We start from the raw sequence: 17,648 nt of genomic DNA, 5'->3' as shown, positions 1-17,648 counted from the left end.
CGTCATACCTCACTCTGCTGTCTTATCAGGGAGGCAAATGGCCAACTTTGCGGAAACGCCAACAACCAGAATGGCCTCTTCCCGTGTGGGATCGTTCCCTTCACGGCCATGCCGTGCGATCAAGTCCATGTCTCGCTTCATGACTCGTCTCCTTCCGTGGACGAATCATCGAGCAACGGCATTTCAGTATTTCCCAGACCAGACTTTGTCGAATCCTCTAGCTGGAAAATGGTCCTTCCAGTTTGGGTCCGAAGACACATTTGTTCTGGGTGGTTATCAGCATTGTCAAGAATCGCAGAGAGTGAACCGAGTTCAGTTGGCTCATTCGAGTCGATAATCCACGCCACCTTTTCGCCTGAGCCAACGTCGTCTGGTTCAGACTCACCACTCTGCATAGCCAGTTCTTGAACCAGTCGCTGATAGATCTGATTTCCGGGGCTCAAGAAATCATGGCTTTCAAAGTGGTCATCGAAGGTTCTGCCGCTGGTCGTGACCCGGACTGCGTGAGAAAATCCGGGCATTGAGAGAGAGTAGCTACTGTTGTCAAGCACTTTCCATTCGACCTGGGCGGGTCGCAGGTCGCTCCGGTTCATGACTCTGTCGATCTCTTCGAGACTGAGTGAAGGCTCGGGCAGAGAGGGCATCTCCAGTGCTTCAGCTGCGACTTCGTCTATGTCGAGTCCTGCCGCGTCATCTTGCTCCGCGAGATTGTCGACATCGGCGAGCAATCGCTGTCGAGCGGCTTCCCGAGATCCCTTATCTGTCAATACAACATCTTCAAACTGCTTGGGAAGGCGGGACAGGATGGGTTGCAGCTTGCCGACCAGACCTTCGAAGAGTTGAATCCTCTCTCCCAGAGCGAAATAGACATCCGCCTCGACGGTGTCCTTATAGGCGAGGTTGATGATCCGAATCTTCGGGAACCGTTGTCCGATGCGGTCGATACGTCCGATGCGTTGTTCGACTTTCATCGGGTTCCAGGGCAAGTCGTAGTTCACGAGAACACCACAGACCTGGAAATTGAGCCCCTCAGCGGCTGCATCCGTGCACAGCAGGATTTTGATTTTGCCTGCATTGAGCCGTTGCTTGATTTGCTCTTTCGTGCACGGTTGCCACTGTCCAGAAAGGTCGCGAACTTCACCGCCTCGACCGGAGTAACAGGCCAAAGCATCACCCGGCATTTCTTCAGCGATGAAATCCCGCAGCCAGTCCATCGTGTCCGTGTACTGAGTGAAGACGATGGCTGAGCTGTAGCCATCGTCCCACGCCAATTGGAGTTCGGAGACCAGCCGCTTAGCTTTCGAGTTGGTTCCCACTTTCGCGATCTGTTTGAGCAATCCCTGGATCGTTCCCTTTTCCTCTGCCAACAGGGCTTCCTCGGAGAGTTCTCCGGCTTCATCAGTATCCATCACGTCATCGCGTTGTTCGTCCTGTGAGACGTCTTCCTCTGAGACTTCAAATGCTCCATCCTGCATGCCGAGAAGGCGTTTGTTGAGTGTGCTCTGGAGGGCGTAAAAGGAACTGGCTAGACGTCGTCGATAGATCGTCATCACGAAACCGACTGCCGATTGTTTTTCCGTCGCTGCGTTGTTGTAAGTGGTGCTGATGTAGTCCTCGACTGCATCGTAGAGGGCCTCCTCCGACTTGGTCATTGGGACGGGGATATCCTTCACCACACGATCGGCGATGGGACTGCTGATCAAACCTTGTTTGTAGTATTCCCGCAGCAGATTTCTGGTGTGCCGTGACATGCGGTGTCGGATCGGACTGAACTTTCGCAGCACTTCCAATGCGGCTTTGCGTTGCTCGACGGAGAGTCGCTTCAGCGGGATACCGCTTTCATCGTGCAATGCTTTCAATACCTTGCGGCGACCGATCGGCTTGAGTCCCGGAATGAGCTTGGCAACATCATCATCCGTCACTTCCCCGTATTCTTCCTCGGCGTTGCGGAACATGCTCGCCAGATATTCCATCTCTGTTTGAGACGGATTTCCCCCAGCAACAGCGAAGTATCGCAAAAAGGCATCTTTGCTATCGGCCCAGCGTTTGGGGAGTCCCAGCAGCCGCAGCAAATCCCAGAGTTCTACTGGGTGAACTTGCATGGGCGTTGCGGTCAGCAGCAGCAGGGAACGGCACTTGGGGCGGAGTTCCTGCAGCAGTCGGAGCACATTGTTTGGTCCTCCTTCCTGGGGAGTTCCGGGAGCCTTGCGACGGGCGTGGTGTGCTTCATCCGCGACCAGCAAGTCCCAATCTTCCGCTTGGAGAATCTCTCTCGCCCTGTCACGACGACGCATCAGATGACTCGATGCAATTACAAACGGCTCGTGGTGCCATTTGTTTCGATCCACCTTTCGCTCGGTCGGTCCCTGCCAGCCATGCGTTTTCTTCCAGTATAGTTTTTGTCCGTCATAGATCGGAACGTTCAGATTGAACTTCTCGTAGAGTTCGTCCTGCCATTGCTGCATCACCGCCTTGGGGACCAACAGCAGGATTCTCTTGGCCATTCCCGAAATCCACGCCTGTCGGATCAACAGGCCAGCGGTGATCGTTTTCCCCAGACCGACTTCATCCGCGATCAACATTTGGCAGGGCCAGTTGTCGTGCAGACGTTTGAAGGCCCGAATCTGGTGGGGCCAGGGGGAAATGGCAGACGTCACTTCTCCGACGCGGATGCCATTCTTCATTCGAGCCGCATACAGTAGATAGGTCCAGACCAGGCGGCGGAGTTCATCGGGCAGTATTGTCTGCCGGTCGTTGACCAGTTCTTTGACTTCGATCGGGGCATCCGTTTCATCCGATTCGCTGTTCGAGGTTGTCTTAGGCGGAGTGACGAAGCGGTCGTCGGTCGGCAGGAATTCCAGTAGCTTGTTTTTCAGTGCTTCGGGAAAGTCGAACACTCGGACACTCGTTGCCTCACCGTTCCAGAACTTGTCGAACGCTTCCACTTCATCGTTGACGTGTTTCCATTCCCGGCCTCCTTCCCAGGAGCAGTGAACATGGAAACTTTCCCGGTTGTTGATCCAGCCTCCACGCGTTTCGTTAATGCTTCCGCTGAAGCCGATCCGGTTATCCTCCGCGTCGGCGATGATCCCCACCTTTTCATGGTAGATTCCCAGCGAGGAGACCGGCTGGCCGTCGGGATTGATGGGGATCGCGACTTTCACATCCAGTTGATCATGGGCAATCATCCATGCCAGTGCTTCCAGACCATTTCTAGCTTGAGCATCGGGAGGGGTGATCGGTTCTTGTTCCAGATATTCTTCCACTTTCGTTCGCAAGTCGTAGCCTTGCTCAATCGCGGCGACTTCCTCCGGTCCCAGCGTACAACCGACGAGGAGCCGCATCCGCCCCCCATTGGCGATCAGCTTTTCAATTCCGCGGGCTGCCAAGGCCAACGCATCCGCGGTGAAGTAACCGGTCATCCGGTCATACCGTACCGCACAGGAGAGAGCGGGAACATAAAACAGTTCGACCAAGTCTCCCTGCTCGTGGCGGTAGCTTGTTTCCCAAGCGTGAGCTGGCAGAAGCGGGATTTCGAGTGATATACTCATCCTAGAAGCCCTGTTCTATGACCTTATCTTGACGGTGCTGATGGCAATCAAAAAAGGATCGACCGGCTTTGGATTGGTCTCACTCCCGAAGAAGAAATATTCCGCTCCAAGATCCAACTGACCGCTGAACGTTCCTTCAAATGTCGTACCGTCGTCCAATTGGATTTTGTAGGAACGCCTGCCCCACATATCACTCACTTCTTCTGTGACAAGGCCGCATTGCGGTATAGCGTGTTCTGCTGCCATCTCTCTGACGAGAGACACTGATCGTTCAAGTATGTCAGATAAAGGTACACGCAATGGAAACAATTCCTCCTTGTTGTGGGCGACCTTGTTTCTTGCTTGCACGACCTCGTTTAGTCTGTCGATCAATGAGTTCTTCTTCGGCTTCTTTGGCAGGTAGATGTGTGATCGCCCTAATTTTTGACGTACCGATTCTGCGAAGTCACTCGAAGCGATCTTGTCTGGGAGCTCTTGGAAAAGTCTCAAATAGTGACCGAAGGACAGCCGGCTCAAATCTACATGGCTATTTGCTTCCGAGTCTAAGATGGACTTCAGTATTTCATCGCAACTCTCACCAAAGGCCATTCTCGCCCACCCATAAACTCCTCTTTTGACTAACATCTCGATCTGATTGGTAGCTTCAAGGAAAAGCCCTGTCACTTCACTCTCGTTGGTGGCGGATCGCAGACGACTTGAGTATAGACGGAGAAGTTCACTAACTTGATGCACTCCAGTTGTGGAACCGGGGGCCGGAACGCGGAAGCCGAAGTAACTCAAGAGAGCTTCTACTGGTTGTGCAGGCGAGCCGCCGTCGGATAACAAGTCGTAACCTTTGGCAAGCCGTCGAATCACACCCTTGCCGAGACATTTTTCGAGTAGTACTTTCGGATTGCTTTGTGCCAGTGCTTCCTGCAGTCTTTCAACGTCAGAACCTCTTGATCCGTGTGGGACAACATCCTCAATATCCTCACGTTCGAGATTTTCTGCCAATAGTTTCGCGAGTGCTTCATATTTGACAGGTTTGCCTTCGTCCACCCGTCTCAAGACCACCTCAGAATTCGTGGCAAGACCAAAATGCTTGTCTGGGGTTTCCGGCTTTCGGAAGAAGATCAGGTAAGTCTCGATCTTAAGACCGACAGCTCTGGACTCTACATGATCAATAGATTTGACGCTGACGATCTCGAACCCAGCAGCTTCAGAGAACCCTACGTAAGAGTCGAAATGGGGCTTGTTTGGTGTTGTCAGGACCAGGCACATTAAGCGGCCCGGTTTCAGGACTCGAAAACACTCACGGAAACAATTTGTGAGTCCCACTTCGTACCGATGAGCAAACTCGTCAGGTGCTGTGATTGCCAGGGCTTCCAAAGTCGTGTCAGGATCATTGAAGGAAAGCTGAGACTGGTTTGTTGAAAACGCCCCTTCCCATCTCCAGAAGAAGTCTGCCAATGAGGCATATGGAACGTTGTCAAAGTACGGAGGGTCAGTAACGATTGCGTCAAAGCTTTCGTCGCTGAAGGGAAGAGATTCAGCATTCGCTTGGATTACAGACGCAGGTGCCGGGAGCTTGGTTAGAATTTGGAGTGCGTCTCTTACCTGGCCATACCATCCTGCCAATAGAGACTCAATCTTGCTTTCAACGAACGTTCTTTTGAATGAATACGAGAGGTGAGAGAAAGCACTTTGAGGGTGCCGTTTGGTCGGGTTCCAGTCAGAAAGAAGTGAGTTGAACTGCATGACGCAGCCGAGGCCAAAAGAAAAGTATGTCGTTAATGCTTTCGCCTTGTGCTCCGGCATACCTTCCTGAAGCATTCTTCCCTTCAGCCCTTCTATTGTGTCAGCCAGTTCAAGCCCGGTTAGCAGCTGACGAGGCGAAAAGAGGTCTGCGAACTTTACAAGGCCATAGCGAGACAAGGACTCACTTGCTTGCTCGGGAAGCGGTTTTTCCAGTCTACGTCCCGTTTCAGACCGCAAAAGGGTTTTGAGTCGCTTGTGCTCTTCTTCAGTGAGATTCCAGGGATCCGAGGGGCTCGAATCAGCGGAGTCCCAATCAATGATTTCGCCAACATCGTTGATTGCCGCGACAGGAATAACCTGACGACTGGATTGTATAGCGTCCTGAACTAACGCTTCTGGAATATCGTATCCACAACTGAGGCATTGAGGTTTACGGCTTTGTCGAGTTCCCTTCGAGGCACCTACAGGTTTGAAGTGGATCTGCTTTCCGTCAACTGTAGCGTGCATTTCCAGTTTTTTAGACGACACCACGACAGACTGTCTCAGCGGAACTGTCGAGCAGCAAGCCGGATTTGGGCATGGGACACTCCAAGCCCAGATCAGGTGTTTACCGCTTTCAGCTGAGTAGATCCTTTTCCAACGAGGAAGCACTTCGGAAATAAGCTCCGAATACCATTTTTCGAATTCCGGAACGAGTCCCAGCCAATGGTAATCACTAGAAGTCGAAGTATCCTTTCCACAGAGTTCTACTGGTGTACTGAGAGTTGCCTGCAGAATCTCGACAGCGACGGGATTCAATTCTGACGCCGTCACCTGGCAACCAAGGCGTAACGCTTCCAGTGGGATTCCGCCACTTCCTGCGAACGGATCGAGAACGCGTGGCGGATCGCCCGACGGCCCTGAATTCCCCCTCATTGCATCCAAGCTTGCTTGGATGCGGCTTTTGGCTTTCTCAAGGACGTGTTCGCCAAGAAACTGTGAGGACAGGAATGGATAATACTCAGATGCTGAGTCCATTCCACCAGTCAGGGACAGAAATACTCCGACCCTCGAAAGCGAAGGGGGACGTCTGGCGAACCATCGATGCAACGCGTACTCAGGGACTCCACGCGTTGTTTCTGCCTGCATGGCTTTGACAACCGCTTTGTCCAATTTGTCAGCGTTTCGAGCACCGTCTTTGGAAGTCATTCATCCACTCACTTCACTCATCGTTGTCGTTCGGAAAAAGTGTGCCTTGTACGAACTTTGGTTCTGGGACTTCTTCGGAGAAGGCTAGGCGTCGGAGTTTTTCTAATGCTTCGCAGTCGCTGGAGGCTCCGCCGATGGTGTCGTCGTTCTTTTTGCCGGTTGCAGTTCCTGGTGGGGGAAGAACATTCAACAGGGCTTCCAACGCAGTTAATAAAGTTGAATCCTTGAGCAGGTCCGCTTCTTCCAGAACCTTCTGAGCGGCTCCAGTGTTTTGGTTGCGTCCGATCAATGCTGCGTGGTGGAGCGTGTCCAGCATGACATCTTCGCTGACTGGTCCGAGCTTGGATTTCGCCTTCCGGGTCTTGCTGTCCCAGAGGATGACGTCGCTCGACTTGGTTTCGCAGACGACGTTTTTCACGTCTCGGTCAAAGTCGAGTCCGACGACACGGGCGAGCTTGAGAGCTTCGTCGCTGGGGAAGCGGGGGGCTTTGAAGGCATCCCAGGCCAGCACGTAGAACTCAGTCAGTGGGTCGAGATGGTGTTGGCGTTTGACGGTTGCCAGTTGTTCCATTCGCCAGCGTTTCACTTCGCGGCGTGCAGCTTCCAGAGCATCTTCCGGTCGAACGGCATAGGGGTCCCATTCTTCATCGGCGAAGAGTTTTACCTCTTTCGGTTTTTGGACCGGGCGACCTCGTTTCAGGGGCCAGCTTTCACTGAAGACTTGCAACGCGGGTCCGAAACAGGCCAGGTACAGGTCCACGCCGCCGATCCCGGCTTCCTGGAATTCCTGCACCCGTTCGCGAACCCGTTTGACGACCTGCGGTTCGACTTCTTCCCAATAGACCGCTTCATCGGCGGGCTGTTCTTCGCGGGGGCGGCAGACCAGAAAGATCGTGCTTTTCGCAGCTGACTTCTCCTTGATGTGCAAGCTCCCTTCGGCTTCGGTGTTCACTGGCCAGGAGGCGGTGATTACGAACCCGGCTTGTACCAGTCCGTTGGCCAACGCGTCCCAAGCTCCGCTCGCTTTGTGGGTGAACATCACGGTCATGACGCCGTCCGGTTTCAGCACGCGGCGGCATTCGGTGAAGATGTCCGCCATCCGGTTCTGGTAATCCCGTCCAGCCAGGTTTTTGGCTCCTCCTTTTTCTCCTTTGAACTTGGCAGGGTTGGCGACCGCTTCGCGATCTTTGTCGGTGAGGTAGGAGGAAAAGGGTTCGGGGTAGAGCAGCCCGGCGGTCCGTTTCAGCCAGACATAGAAGAAGTCGGCCAGCTCGGCGTACATCACATTGTCGTAGTATGGGGGGTCCATCACGATGCAGTCGATCGTCTGGTCTGGAATGCTCAAATCATCACCGGAACCGTGCGTTATATTAGGCTGTATTTTGGTAGTGCCTGCACTCCACAGTTCTTTTTGACGGGCCTTGTGGTCGATGAGATTGATGAATTCTTTGAGAGCTTTACCCGTCACCTTGAATGTCCACTCGTATCCAAGTCCTGAAATCATTGGAGCCATCTCAGAAGTGCTCCAGGTAAAGCCAAAGTCATGGCGGGAAAAAGTGTGAGACATCCGTTGCTTGGCGACGTCCCACAGAGAAAACCTTGAGTTCCAATCAAGCAGCCTTTCCATCGCAATGGCGATGTAGCAGAGGGCCGCTTTGTCGAGTTCCGGGAGTTCACCGCCGTGCTGCTGGCGGAGTTCGTCCACCAGATCGTGAAAGACCTCCACGCTGGTGCAATGCCCCAGCAGCTGCCGGGGGGAAAACATGTCTCGCCATGTAAACATCCCAGAGCGACGGGGTTCGTCGGTCTTTGCTCCAGGCAACACCTCTTCTGTCGGAACAATATCACGGGCTTCCCATTCGGGAATTTTGGCGGCGAGGGCGTCGGCGACTTGCTGGGTGACGTCATCTTCGGGACGGGGGGCACGGAAGCCGCGGACGGTTTTGAACTTATCCTTGCCGGACTTCAGGGTGCCGGTTTTGACGGACTGCTTATACACGACCGCATAGAGTTGATCCCCCATGTTCCCGGCCTGAGCCTGACTTTTGATTTCATCCCCATCAAAAATGCGGCCACAGTCGGGATACGGACACAACCCTTTCCCCGCCTTGACAGTCCCCTCGCTGTGATCTTTGGCTTTGCTGACAATTTGAAACGAACAATGCCGTTGTTCCGGATCTTCTGTGTGAGGAACCAACTGCACTCCCGTCCCCTTGCTTGTCAGCTTCCAGTTAGGCGAGAGCGGTACAAGTCCGCCACAGTAAGGGCAGGTCACAGTCCGTGCCCATAGGTAGCCTTCGACCGTGACTCCATCAGCCTCTTGTGGAAACACCCCTTGGAATCGCGGTCCAGCAAGTTCTTGAAATCGCTTCGCAAGCTGCTTGTATCGCGTCAGGACCTCTTTTCCGTATTGGAACGGAAAGTCAGCTGTCGCTTTAAGAATTAGCCATGCAACGGGGTTCAAGTCGTTTGCATTGACCTGTAACCCGAGACGCTGTCCTTCGAACGGAATACTTCCTCCCCCCGCAGTGGGATCGAGAAGTGCGGCTTGATTATGACTAAGTTTCGCCATCTGCTCATGTAGCCACTCAACATCTTCCTCATCCGGTGTGTATGAAAATGCTCGTTTGTAGCCATACACATTCGTACCGAGATCCTCACCGGTTCTTTTGGCTTCGTCAATCTTGGCACGCACGGCGACGGGGTCACCGTGAATACCTAGGGCCCTAAGAAAATTGTCGTGGTCCGCATCTGCGGGCAGCAGACTGGCGAGAATGGCAGCCCGACTGGCTACTAAAGGACGACGAGCCCACCATACATGCAGATAGTAAGTGGGTGGGAGTGCAGAAAGTGCTCTGCGTTCGCGTACGCTCTCTTCCCCCAAGGCAGCGATGGGGAGCCAGTCTTCAATGAGGAGTCGTGGGCGTGTGGTGGAAGCAGAGATGTTCGTCATGAATTGTCCGAATTGTCTGATCTATGTTGAAAGGGACCGGGCTGTTGCTGACGTCGGACGGCTCAATCCTCAGGGGGTTGGGGTGGCAAGTTTTGAGCCTCCGCAGAACTGACCACTGCGGCGAAGACAATATTCTTGATAGGGAAAGTGACTCCACCGACGGTTACGATCTCATCGGAGTCGAAAGCCTCAATCACGTCGTCTCGGATTTGTTCCTCGAAGACAAAACGCTGCGTGAAGGGCGGCTCTGGGATTTCCCGGAGTTCGAAGCTCATTCGATCTTTGTCGAGTTCTCGAATGCGACCGGTCAGCTTGACTACTTGTGGTTCCAGCTGTCGTGTGCGGATAGCAGTATTGACTCTCTGTCGTGCTTCGCGATCGAGTGTGAATGGCTTGGGCTGAGTTCCGAGCAGTCGGCCTTTGAGTTCAAGATGTTCGATCTGGCCAATAGAAGATGGTGTCAGCTCTTTGAGTGCCCGCAAGAGAACTTCTCCTTCTTCAGGAGCATCGGGAGAATAAATTCCTTCCTCCCCTGCAGCAGAGGTCAACCAGCGAAGTCCCTTGTCAAGCAGGCGGCCGACCTCTTCAAGTGTCTCGGCTTCAGGGGACTTCTGCCCTGCGGCGGTGAAAAGATTTTTCTCTTCGATCGGCATCCTGAAGGAGATGACAAAGCTACCGAAGGCGAAGTTCTGGGCAGGCAGGTCGAAAAGTCTACGTAGGAATTCGTCCGGTCGTCCCTGTTGGGGGGTCTTGCCAAGTGCGAATTCGGACAGATATTTAAAGCTCTTTTGGACACCTTCAACGCAAGAACGGATGACGCTTCCTGGAATGTGTCCTGGGACGATCGACTCTCCTACGGCTCGCAAGGTGAGAAGTGGTTCCAGTTCTGGTAGGAGCATTGTCCCAATGGCTGGTAGGCATTCCTCAGGGACTTGTGAGAATTCGATTCGCTGACATTTTTCGAGTGTTCCTACATGAGCGACATCGCAGAGCCAGCACCGAGGCTGGTTCAATGCTTCTCGTACGCTCATCTCCCCCGACTTCAGAGATGTGAGAATGGCCGATGAGGTGGGAACGACCACAAAACGGTTGAAGTCGTCGTCTTCATCGGACCAGTAAGCGAGAAACAGTTCCTGATCCTGATCACGGAACGTAAAGATACGAGGACCATCGAACTCGTAGAGGGCTTCCTCAGGTTCGAAGGGCAGGAACTTGTCTGCTGGGAATTCCTGGCCGGTGATGTTCCACATGACCTATCCCTCCTCCGTGACGACAGCGAACAGTGTGGAGCGTTGAACTCCGTCGTAAGTCCACCAAGTGCTGTGAGTTGGAATCTTTGTGGGAGTCAGTTTGGTTTTTCCGTGATCGGCCTGCAGGGTGGCCTGGGCGATCCATTTGCCAAGTTTTGGCATTAAGTGTCTTTGGTGAGCAGCGTCTCGAAGCTCACGAAAGACAGAAAGACCACATCGTAGACATGCGGGAGCCTTTGGAAGTCTTCCCGACTCATGGTGGCTTTCCATGTCCTGAAGCTGAGGCGGATCATTCTTCACGAGCCTGAAGACTATCCCGTCAGCATCTACAGCGTCCTGTGGAGGACAATTGTCTGGCCAATCAGTGGGAAACTTATTGCTCATCTTGAAAGTTCTCTATTCTTGAGACGCACAGTGCGTCTCGAAGGTTCATGGTGTAGTCAGTAACATTCGGAGTGCCGCGAGAACTCTTCTTGGGCGATCGCGGTGCATCGCCATTCCCAGCCAGTAACCGGCTTCTTCACGACTCATCTGGTCGATGCCGTCAGCCACTTCGGTGATCCGATCAACGCTTCGCATGGGAGCGAGCACACGGAAGAGGAGTCCCAGGGACAAGGCCAGTTCTTCACTGACCGGGAATGCTTCTTTCTTCCCGGCTGTCATCCTTCCCAGGCTGATTTTCGCCTGTGAGAGCCGTTTGAGGAGTCGCGGTTCCATGAGACGGAGTCCGACTCCCTTCAGGCGGGCCATGTATTCTGGAGCCGTCAGACGGGGAGTGGCGGGCGAGGGAAGCTGCCAGACTTCCAGTTCATACTGCGTTTTGGCATCGACGATCAAACGCAACTCGTAACGTGGCAGGTTGGATGAACTGCTGTCGGTGCTGTTCTGAGTCGATTTAGAACTTCGATTCGTTTTCTTAGCTGTCATCGTGACTCCTCAACCGGAGCAGCATGAGCTTCGACGTAGGCTTCCCCGCTGCCGTAGCGGGTGAGGCTTTTCGTGAGGCTGTCTGTTTTGTCCGGTGCGGTACTTAAGGGCGAATGAAACTCAACCTTATAAGTACCCGTGAAGTCATGATCGGACGCACTCTTCAGTTGCGGATCGAGGAAAGACTTGAGGGCGTTCGCCTTGGTGAGCAGCCCCGAGAATTCAATCTGGAATGTCTCAATTCCCTCTGCGGAAATGTCGACCTCGTATTCGCAATGAACGTCCGCATCTTTCAGCGTGGCCAATGCCTGATGCAGTTTCCAGGTGGCGGCTGCATCGTAGAGCTTGATGACCAGGGACTCGATTTGAGTGACTTTTGCTTTTCGGGCTTTTTCCCAGAGTTCGACCAGGGCCTGGGAAAGTGGTCCTTCGGCAGAGAGTTCCGGGCGTTTCGGGATCGTGACGTGAATGTCCATTGTGGCATTGGTCACGTTGCCCACCGAGTCCACAACTTCGATAGAATGGGATACGTTTTCGCTGGGGATCAGTTCACACTGAAACGAGGTGTTTGTGGTCTCGTTCAGCGTAAATTCTTCCAGGCTGCTTTTGAGCTGGAAAGGAGCTTTCCCGCCATGAATGGTTAGATTGATTTTGGCTGTTTGCCCCAGAGTCAGTTGGGAGGGGATCGCCCACAGACGGACGGCCAGTTTGCCGGTATCAATGACTGTCACTTTTGTGGTCGCAGTCTGCCGTTGTCCCCGGCTGTCTTTGACCTCGACCTGATAAGTTTCCGTTGTGGCCGGTGAGACTGGACACCGCAGGACTGTTTGAGTCGAGTTTTCGACAAACAGCCCAGGATCAGAACCAGAAAACGTGTACGGAGCATTGCCACCTGTCACCGCGACAGTCAACTCCGATTGGCCGCCGATTTCGATCTGTGAAGGGCTGGCCGCCAGACTGATGCTCATCGGCTCGGGTCGCGGCCAGAGTTTTTTCTTCTTGGCATCCGCCAAGGTATGCACGAAGGCATTGTCGCTGATCTGGATTGTCGGAGCGGGATCTCCCTTGCCCCAGACCTGATCTCCTTCGCGGTAAATGAAGACCTCCGAGTTGATGCCGTCGCGAATGCAGGAAACGAGGGGAGTGTCCGTGAGCAACATCGAGAGCTTCGGAGCCCGTCGATACTCGTTCCGCAGGTCGAGCGTGGTGATCTCTCCCTTTTGCTTCAGGGGAGTCTGATCGCGAACGTAAGCCGGTGCTTCGGGTGTGTCGCCATCTCCTAACAGTTTGCTGTGGTCTCTGAGGACTCGGGCGACATATTTCTGACCATCGCCCGGATTGGCATTGGCTTTATCCCCCTCGACCACGGCATGGGCAATGGGGAGGTCTGAGCCAGGCATCGAGTGGTGATAGGGGAAAAAGACGTGGCGATAGCATTGAAGAATGGCCCCTGCCACTTTTAGTCCAGCCCCGCTGTTTTCCTCTTTGACCTTTTCCTGCTGGTAGGGTGCCAGCTGACGAATACGATCTGCGTTCAGCAGTTCTTTGATCGCCAGTGCCCGACCGATGCGATCCTGCATATTGGGGATGGCTCGTTGATCGGCCACCACGAAGACCAGGTTGTTCAGCAGTTCGCGAAGTTTCTGGTCGGCCCCTTTGTACTTCACGATTTCTTCGATCATGGGAGGCAGCTTCTGTGGCTCATCGTTGATGGAGAGGGCATCGTAATGCAGTGCCACAAGACGCGGGCGACCATCGCCGATGGTATCGTCGACTTCATATGATCCGCTCGGAAACGGCACGAGTTCAAAGGCTCCTTTGCCCCCGAAGAGTTCGCGTATGCGTTCTTGCAGTTGGACTCGAACTTCTGAAGAGTCGATCTCGTCCCGCATGATGCGACGGATCATCGCTTCCAGATTGGGTTCGACCATGAACCGCATGGGAGCCCCCGGACGGTCATCCAGATACAGAGCCTCCTGGACGAAGCGAATGCGTGCCTGTTCGATGAAACTCGGTTCGATCTGGGGAGAACAGACCGAGAATTTCAAATGGTCGGGAGTGATCCCCTTGGCGGAATCGCCATAGGCCAGTGTGTTGAGAAAGACGGTCCTAGCGATGTAGGAGGTAATGGGAAGCTGACCGGGATAGTGTTTCGCATCAATGGACTGCGAAGTGGCTGGATCATCCCCTTTGACTGCAGCGACATCCGCCTTGATTGCTGGTGCAAAGTCGCCTTGTCCGAGCCGGGTCGTCACCTCGTCTCGAATGGGGCCATAACCGACATCGATGTGATGGGGATGGATGGCCTGGGCATCCGCAGGTCGAGTCTTCCAGAGTTGATGAACCGTACGAGCCAGCAAACGCAACATTCCGCGTGTACGATGGAAGTTATTGAGAGATGCCAGCTTTTCTGTCAGCAGGTTAAGTGCTTCGGGATGGAGCGGATAGCCGCGAAGGAAAAGTTCCTTCGTTTCAATCGTTCCAGTATTTGGGGGTAAATCTCCCTGGTTCTGTGCCCAGACTCTGGCATACTCTGCGACTACCTTCGCTGCTGCTGTAGAATCCACTTCATCGAAGAGCCGCCGCTTAAGTACTTCAGCCGTTTCATCTTCTTCCGTCGGATTCAGCTGAGTGGCTTTTCGAGAAACAACGGATTCCGCCTCTGCAAGAGCGTTCATTGCTCGCTCATGCTCAGCCTTGTAGGCATCTTTGGCCTGGGCATCCTTTCCAACGGCCAGTGTCAGGACAAGTGCCACTTTGGGGGAGGACTCGACCGCTTTGAAAAGAGCTTGAATGAACGCTGTGAATTGTTGACTCGCTCCGGGATGGACTTCTTCGACTTTTCGAAGATAGACCGAAACCTCATCAAGCATGATCAGCGTTGGCTTGCCGCCGAAGAGTTCCCGGATTGTTTCTGCCCCAGGAGCAATGTGTTTTTTGTCGGCATTCTCGACTCGCCGATAGCCTTCAATGCCAGCAATTCGGTACGCCAGTTCTCCCCACAAGCTGTAGGCCCGGACTCCCTCCTCAAGGGTCAACCCATCCGCAGGATCTGCATTCTCTCCATCGAGTGCAGCGACACGAACATCCCCCTCTGGAAGAATCGAGGGATCGATGAATTCCTGAGGATTCTCGACTCCCTGCATTCCTCGAACGGCATGCGTAAGGGCAATCAGTCCGTGGGTTTTCCCTCCACCGTACTGGGTATCGAGACGGATGATGGAAGCGATCTCGCCCCCTTTACCGGACAGCCGTTTGCAGACTGCCTGCAGCAAGTCCTTCATTCCTCGCGTAGGAAAGCTGTGACGAAAGAAGGTGGCGGCGTCGGAATACTCTTTGGGAGCTGTTCCGTTGACGACCTGAGCCAGGTCGGCAGCGAACTGCTCATCTTTGGTCGTACCAGCCTCGACGTCAGCTCGTGGCTTACAGGTGTCAAATATCGACGGGAGTGTACTCATGAATCAGACCTCGAAAGTTTCTCGATCGAGAGCCTGATTTCAGCGTTCACACTGCTTCGTTCACTTCACGTCCAATACGGCCAGGCCCAAAATTCGATCACCGTTACTATACAGGCCGGATAAGGAATCCACAACTTACTGGACGGTGTCGAAACTGTTTCGGACACACTACTTAGGAAGACGTTACTATCCTCAATTTCGGAACAAAACTCGTGCCCGACAAGTTCTGATCAGATGATCGGTTGTGCCCACGAACTCGCTACGTGCGACCTAAAGTCCAGTGAACTCAGCGTACGATCCGGTTCATGAAGTTCAACTAAGGATGCTCGATTTCCCTTATCGGTTCCATGCGGGTAATAAGTTGTCACCATAGAATTGACACCGCAGACTCTTTGGGGCACGATTTTGCCACAGGTTGTGGCAAAATTCCGTCGGGTTGAGATAGGTCTGAAAATCAGCGATCATTAGTCCGATGTTTTGCCACCTGAATCCTTTTTGCATCCGTAAATTCGTTTCGACGATCCCATGTTAGACGATGACTCCTGATTCCCGTAGATGTTCAGTTCGGGATTCGTCAGTCTCTGCTTTGACCACCACTTGAGCCTCAGAATCATTCCCTTCAGGATGATGACTCCGTCATAACCGTAGTCAAGCTCCTCTGTTGAGGCTTTCTTTCGCTCACTTCGCCAGCCGTTTTTGAACCGTCGGGACAGGAGTCGAAACCACTCCCGTTGTTTCTTGCGAACGGCATTCAGGAAGTCAGCTGAGTCCACGGCCGCATAGACGGTTCCAACGGGATTGACGTACCAGATTCCCGGTCGTCGTTTCTTTTTGATGGCCAGAGCTTCAGACTTGGGACGAGATTCGGGGTGCTCGAAGTCAGGTCGCCTGCTTACTGTCTCGATCTGTGGCTTCGCGTGTTCCGGGTTTGTCGTTACCGCGTCAATGGTGATCGTTTTCATGGGGCTGTTCTCGCTCAAGCTCATTGGGGGATTCGAGCACGGCGACCTCTCCTGAACGAGATGCGGAGCATCCTGGATCAGGAAAAGTCGATTGTGCAGGGAGATCGGGCATTTCCTGCGACAGGTCCGCCTCGGTACAAGGCCGGGCTGTCCGCAGGAACCATGCCACGTACTCTTTCAGGGACATGTTCGAGAGACCGGCCATGTAGTGAGCATGAGCGTGAACCGCCTTCGGAATGGGTACGTTGAGCCATTTGAATCCCTCGGGAAGTACACTGCTCTTGGGGCGTGTCGTTCCGACTGCCCCTTTGACGGTCGGGTTCGTTTCTCTCTGTTTCATGCCTCTGGTCTCTCTTCAGGATTTGAGTCTGTTAACTCTGGAGTCCCTACTACTTGTCTGTGAGGTAGATAGATGCCTGTTGTTTCTGTTCCTGTAGTTTGTATTTCCTGTCCTGATGTTCTTTCTCTTCCTGTTCCCACTGTTTCTGTTCTTTCTGGTCCGGCTTCTTCCTGATCTGTGTGTCTGGTTTTCCCTGGAGTCTGGAGTTTGTGTTTGGTCGGCTCTGGCTGATTCTGGCACTCATTGGCTTTATCTTGGGGATGACAGAGCGGTGGTCATGCTTTGGAATTGACGGCTCCTAACTCACCGTTGACTTGGCGTCCGTGGCGTTCACCACGAAATCCACGTCTGCTTTCTCCCTTACCGACATAACGAATGAGGTCTTCGTTGGTTCCAGCGTCACGTTTGCCACGGGCCATAAAAAAGCCCCGTGGTCCGCTGGGAACACAGGACTGATTATCAATCACAGTTCGAGAGTGTGTCAGTCGTTGATCTCGAAATGATGACTCTCAACGAGCTTCCGCGTCAGTTGCTTGGGCCTTTTGATGGCTGCACGTGATAAGACTTGCAAAGCGTCTCCTGGGCTTTGATTTGATCGTTCAGCAAGCCGGATAATCGTCGAGGGTTCATCGATCTGAATCTCGAACTCGTGACAACGGTCCGTCAGCCAGAGCGAGAACTCATCAACCGAAGCCCGCTCAGTCTGCAGGCGGACGAATCGCCTCTTGAACATCTTCTCCAGCTCACCGGTCACTGCGGACGTCACAATCCACATGGTGTTGGCTCGCTCTTCGGATGGCTTGAGTAGTTGCTCGTCCATGTTCCGTCGAACCAGTCGATGAGCCTCTCCAGGAACACAATCCGGAACCCGCCATAGTCCCGCAGATCAACCAGATGGTCTTTGAGGTCCTTCTCCGAGACGCTTGTGCAGTCGATCGGTAGATAGTGAATATTCCGAACGTGCATTCCCTCCAAACCATAAAGGCTCACGTCGTTCCGGCAATTGTCACACTCGAACTTGCACGGTGTGAGTGTCTTCCGATCCAGCTTGTCGCGGTACAGACACCTGACGAATAGCTTGACGACGGATGTCTTCCCAGACCTTGATTCTCCGGTGACGAGCGTGTCCAGCCCATAGAACTCTCCGTCGAGACTCGCATGGAGGATATCCTGAAAGTGCTCTACCAATTCAGGGTTGCCGACGACATCTCCCCAGCTGTTGGGTATCCAGCGTTTGATTTCAGTCATGTTCATTTCTCCTCTGAATCAGGTTGTGGGTTTG

Annotated in this window: 13 protein-coding genes; all 13 read right to left on the bottom strand. The window is 53.5% G+C overall.

What is annotated here, in order from left to right:
* Positions 1–9: 9 nt before the first annotated feature.
* The 13 genes from SH527x_RS12950 to SH527x_RS12890 all read right to left on the bottom strand — a co-directional run bounded on the left by SH527x_RS12950 (position 10) and on the right by SH527x_RS12890 (position 17,614).
* Positions 10–141, bottom strand: coding sequence for a hypothetical protein (locus SH527x_RS12950; protein WP_437191099.1), 132 nt, complete (start codon positions 139–141; stop codon positions 10–12).
* Positions 138–3,551: a DEAD/DEAH box helicase gene (locus SH527x_RS12945; RefSeq protein WP_437191098.1), complete on the bottom strand. Its 3,414-nt coding sequence runs from the start codon at positions 3,549–3,551 to the stop codon at positions 138–140. The genes SH527x_RS12950 and SH527x_RS12945 overlap by 4 nt, the downstream gene beginning before the upstream one ends.
* A 15-nt stretch (positions 3,552–3,566) precedes the next feature.
* A complete protein-coding gene (locus SH527x_RS12940; RefSeq protein ID WP_437191097.1) occupies positions 3,567–6,086 on the bottom strand; it encodes a hypothetical protein in 2,520 nt (839 codons plus the stop codon).
* Positions 6,087–6,489: 403 nt separating this feature from the next.
* On the bottom strand, positions 6,490–9,429 hold the full coding sequence (locus SH527x_RS12935) for a DUF1156 domain-containing protein (protein WP_437191096.1): 2,940 nt from the start codon (positions 9,427–9,429) through the stop codon (positions 6,490–6,492).
* A 62-nt stretch (positions 9,430–9,491) separates the two neighbouring features.
* Positions 9,492–10,679, bottom strand: coding sequence for a DUF6575 domain-containing protein (locus SH527x_RS12930; RefSeq protein WP_437191095.1), 1,188 nt, complete (start codon positions 10,677–10,679; stop codon positions 9,492–9,494).
* A gap of 3 nt (positions 10,680–10,682) precedes the next feature.
* A complete protein-coding gene (locus SH527x_RS12925; RefSeq protein ID WP_437191094.1) occupies positions 10,683–10,841 on the bottom strand; it encodes a hypothetical protein in 159 nt (52 codons plus the stop codon).
* 267 nt (positions 10,842–11,108) lie between these two features.
* On the bottom strand, positions 11,109–11,606 hold the full coding sequence (locus SH527x_RS12920) for a DUF7680 family protein (RefSeq protein ID WP_437191093.1): 498 nt from the start codon (positions 11,604–11,606) through the stop codon (positions 11,109–11,111).
* Positions 11,603–15,064: an ATP-binding protein gene (locus tag SH527x_RS12915; RefSeq protein ID WP_437191092.1), complete on the bottom strand. Its 3,462-nt coding sequence runs from the start codon at positions 15,062–15,064 to the stop codon at positions 11,603–11,605. Before SH527x_RS12915 ends, SH527x_RS12920 begins: the two co-directional genes overlap by 4 nt.
* 464 nt (positions 15,065–15,528) lie before the next feature.
* The gene (locus tag SH527x_RS12910) at positions 15,529–16,026 is read right to left on the bottom strand and encodes a hypothetical protein (RefSeq protein ID WP_437191091.1); all 498 of its coding nucleotides are present in this window, start codon (positions 16,024–16,026) and stop codon (positions 15,529–15,531) included.
* Positions 16,007–16,366 carry a hypothetical protein gene (locus SH527x_RS12905; protein WP_437191090.1) on the bottom strand — a complete coding sequence of 120 codons (360 nt, stop codon included), beginning with the start codon at positions 16,364–16,366 and terminating at the stop codon, positions 16,007–16,009. Before SH527x_RS12905 ends, SH527x_RS12910 begins: the two co-directional genes overlap by 20 nt.
* 49 nt (positions 16,367–16,415) lie before the next feature.
* On the bottom strand, positions 16,416–16,610 hold the full coding sequence (locus tag SH527x_RS12900; protein WP_437191089.1) for a hypothetical protein: 195 nt from the start codon (positions 16,608–16,610) through the stop codon (positions 16,416–16,418).
* A gap of 31 nt (positions 16,611–16,641) precedes the next feature.
* Positions 16,642–16,785, bottom strand: coding sequence for a hypothetical protein (locus SH527x_RS12895; protein WP_437191088.1), 144 nt, complete (start codon positions 16,783–16,785; stop codon positions 16,642–16,644).
* 343 nt (positions 16,786–17,128) lie between these two features.
* Positions 17,129–17,614 carry a hypothetical protein gene (locus tag SH527x_RS12890; RefSeq protein ID WP_437191087.1) on the bottom strand — a complete coding sequence of 162 codons (486 nt, stop codon included), beginning with the start codon at positions 17,612–17,614 and terminating at the stop codon, positions 17,129–17,131.
* Positions 17,615–17,648 lie beyond the last annotated feature (34 nt).

This window comes from Planctomicrobium limosum, assembly GCF_051465645.1.
Lineage (GTDB): Bacteria > Planctomycetota > Planctomycetia > Planctomycetales > Planctomycetaceae > Planctomicrobium.
This window is presented reverse-complemented; position numbering and strand designations above follow the sequence as displayed.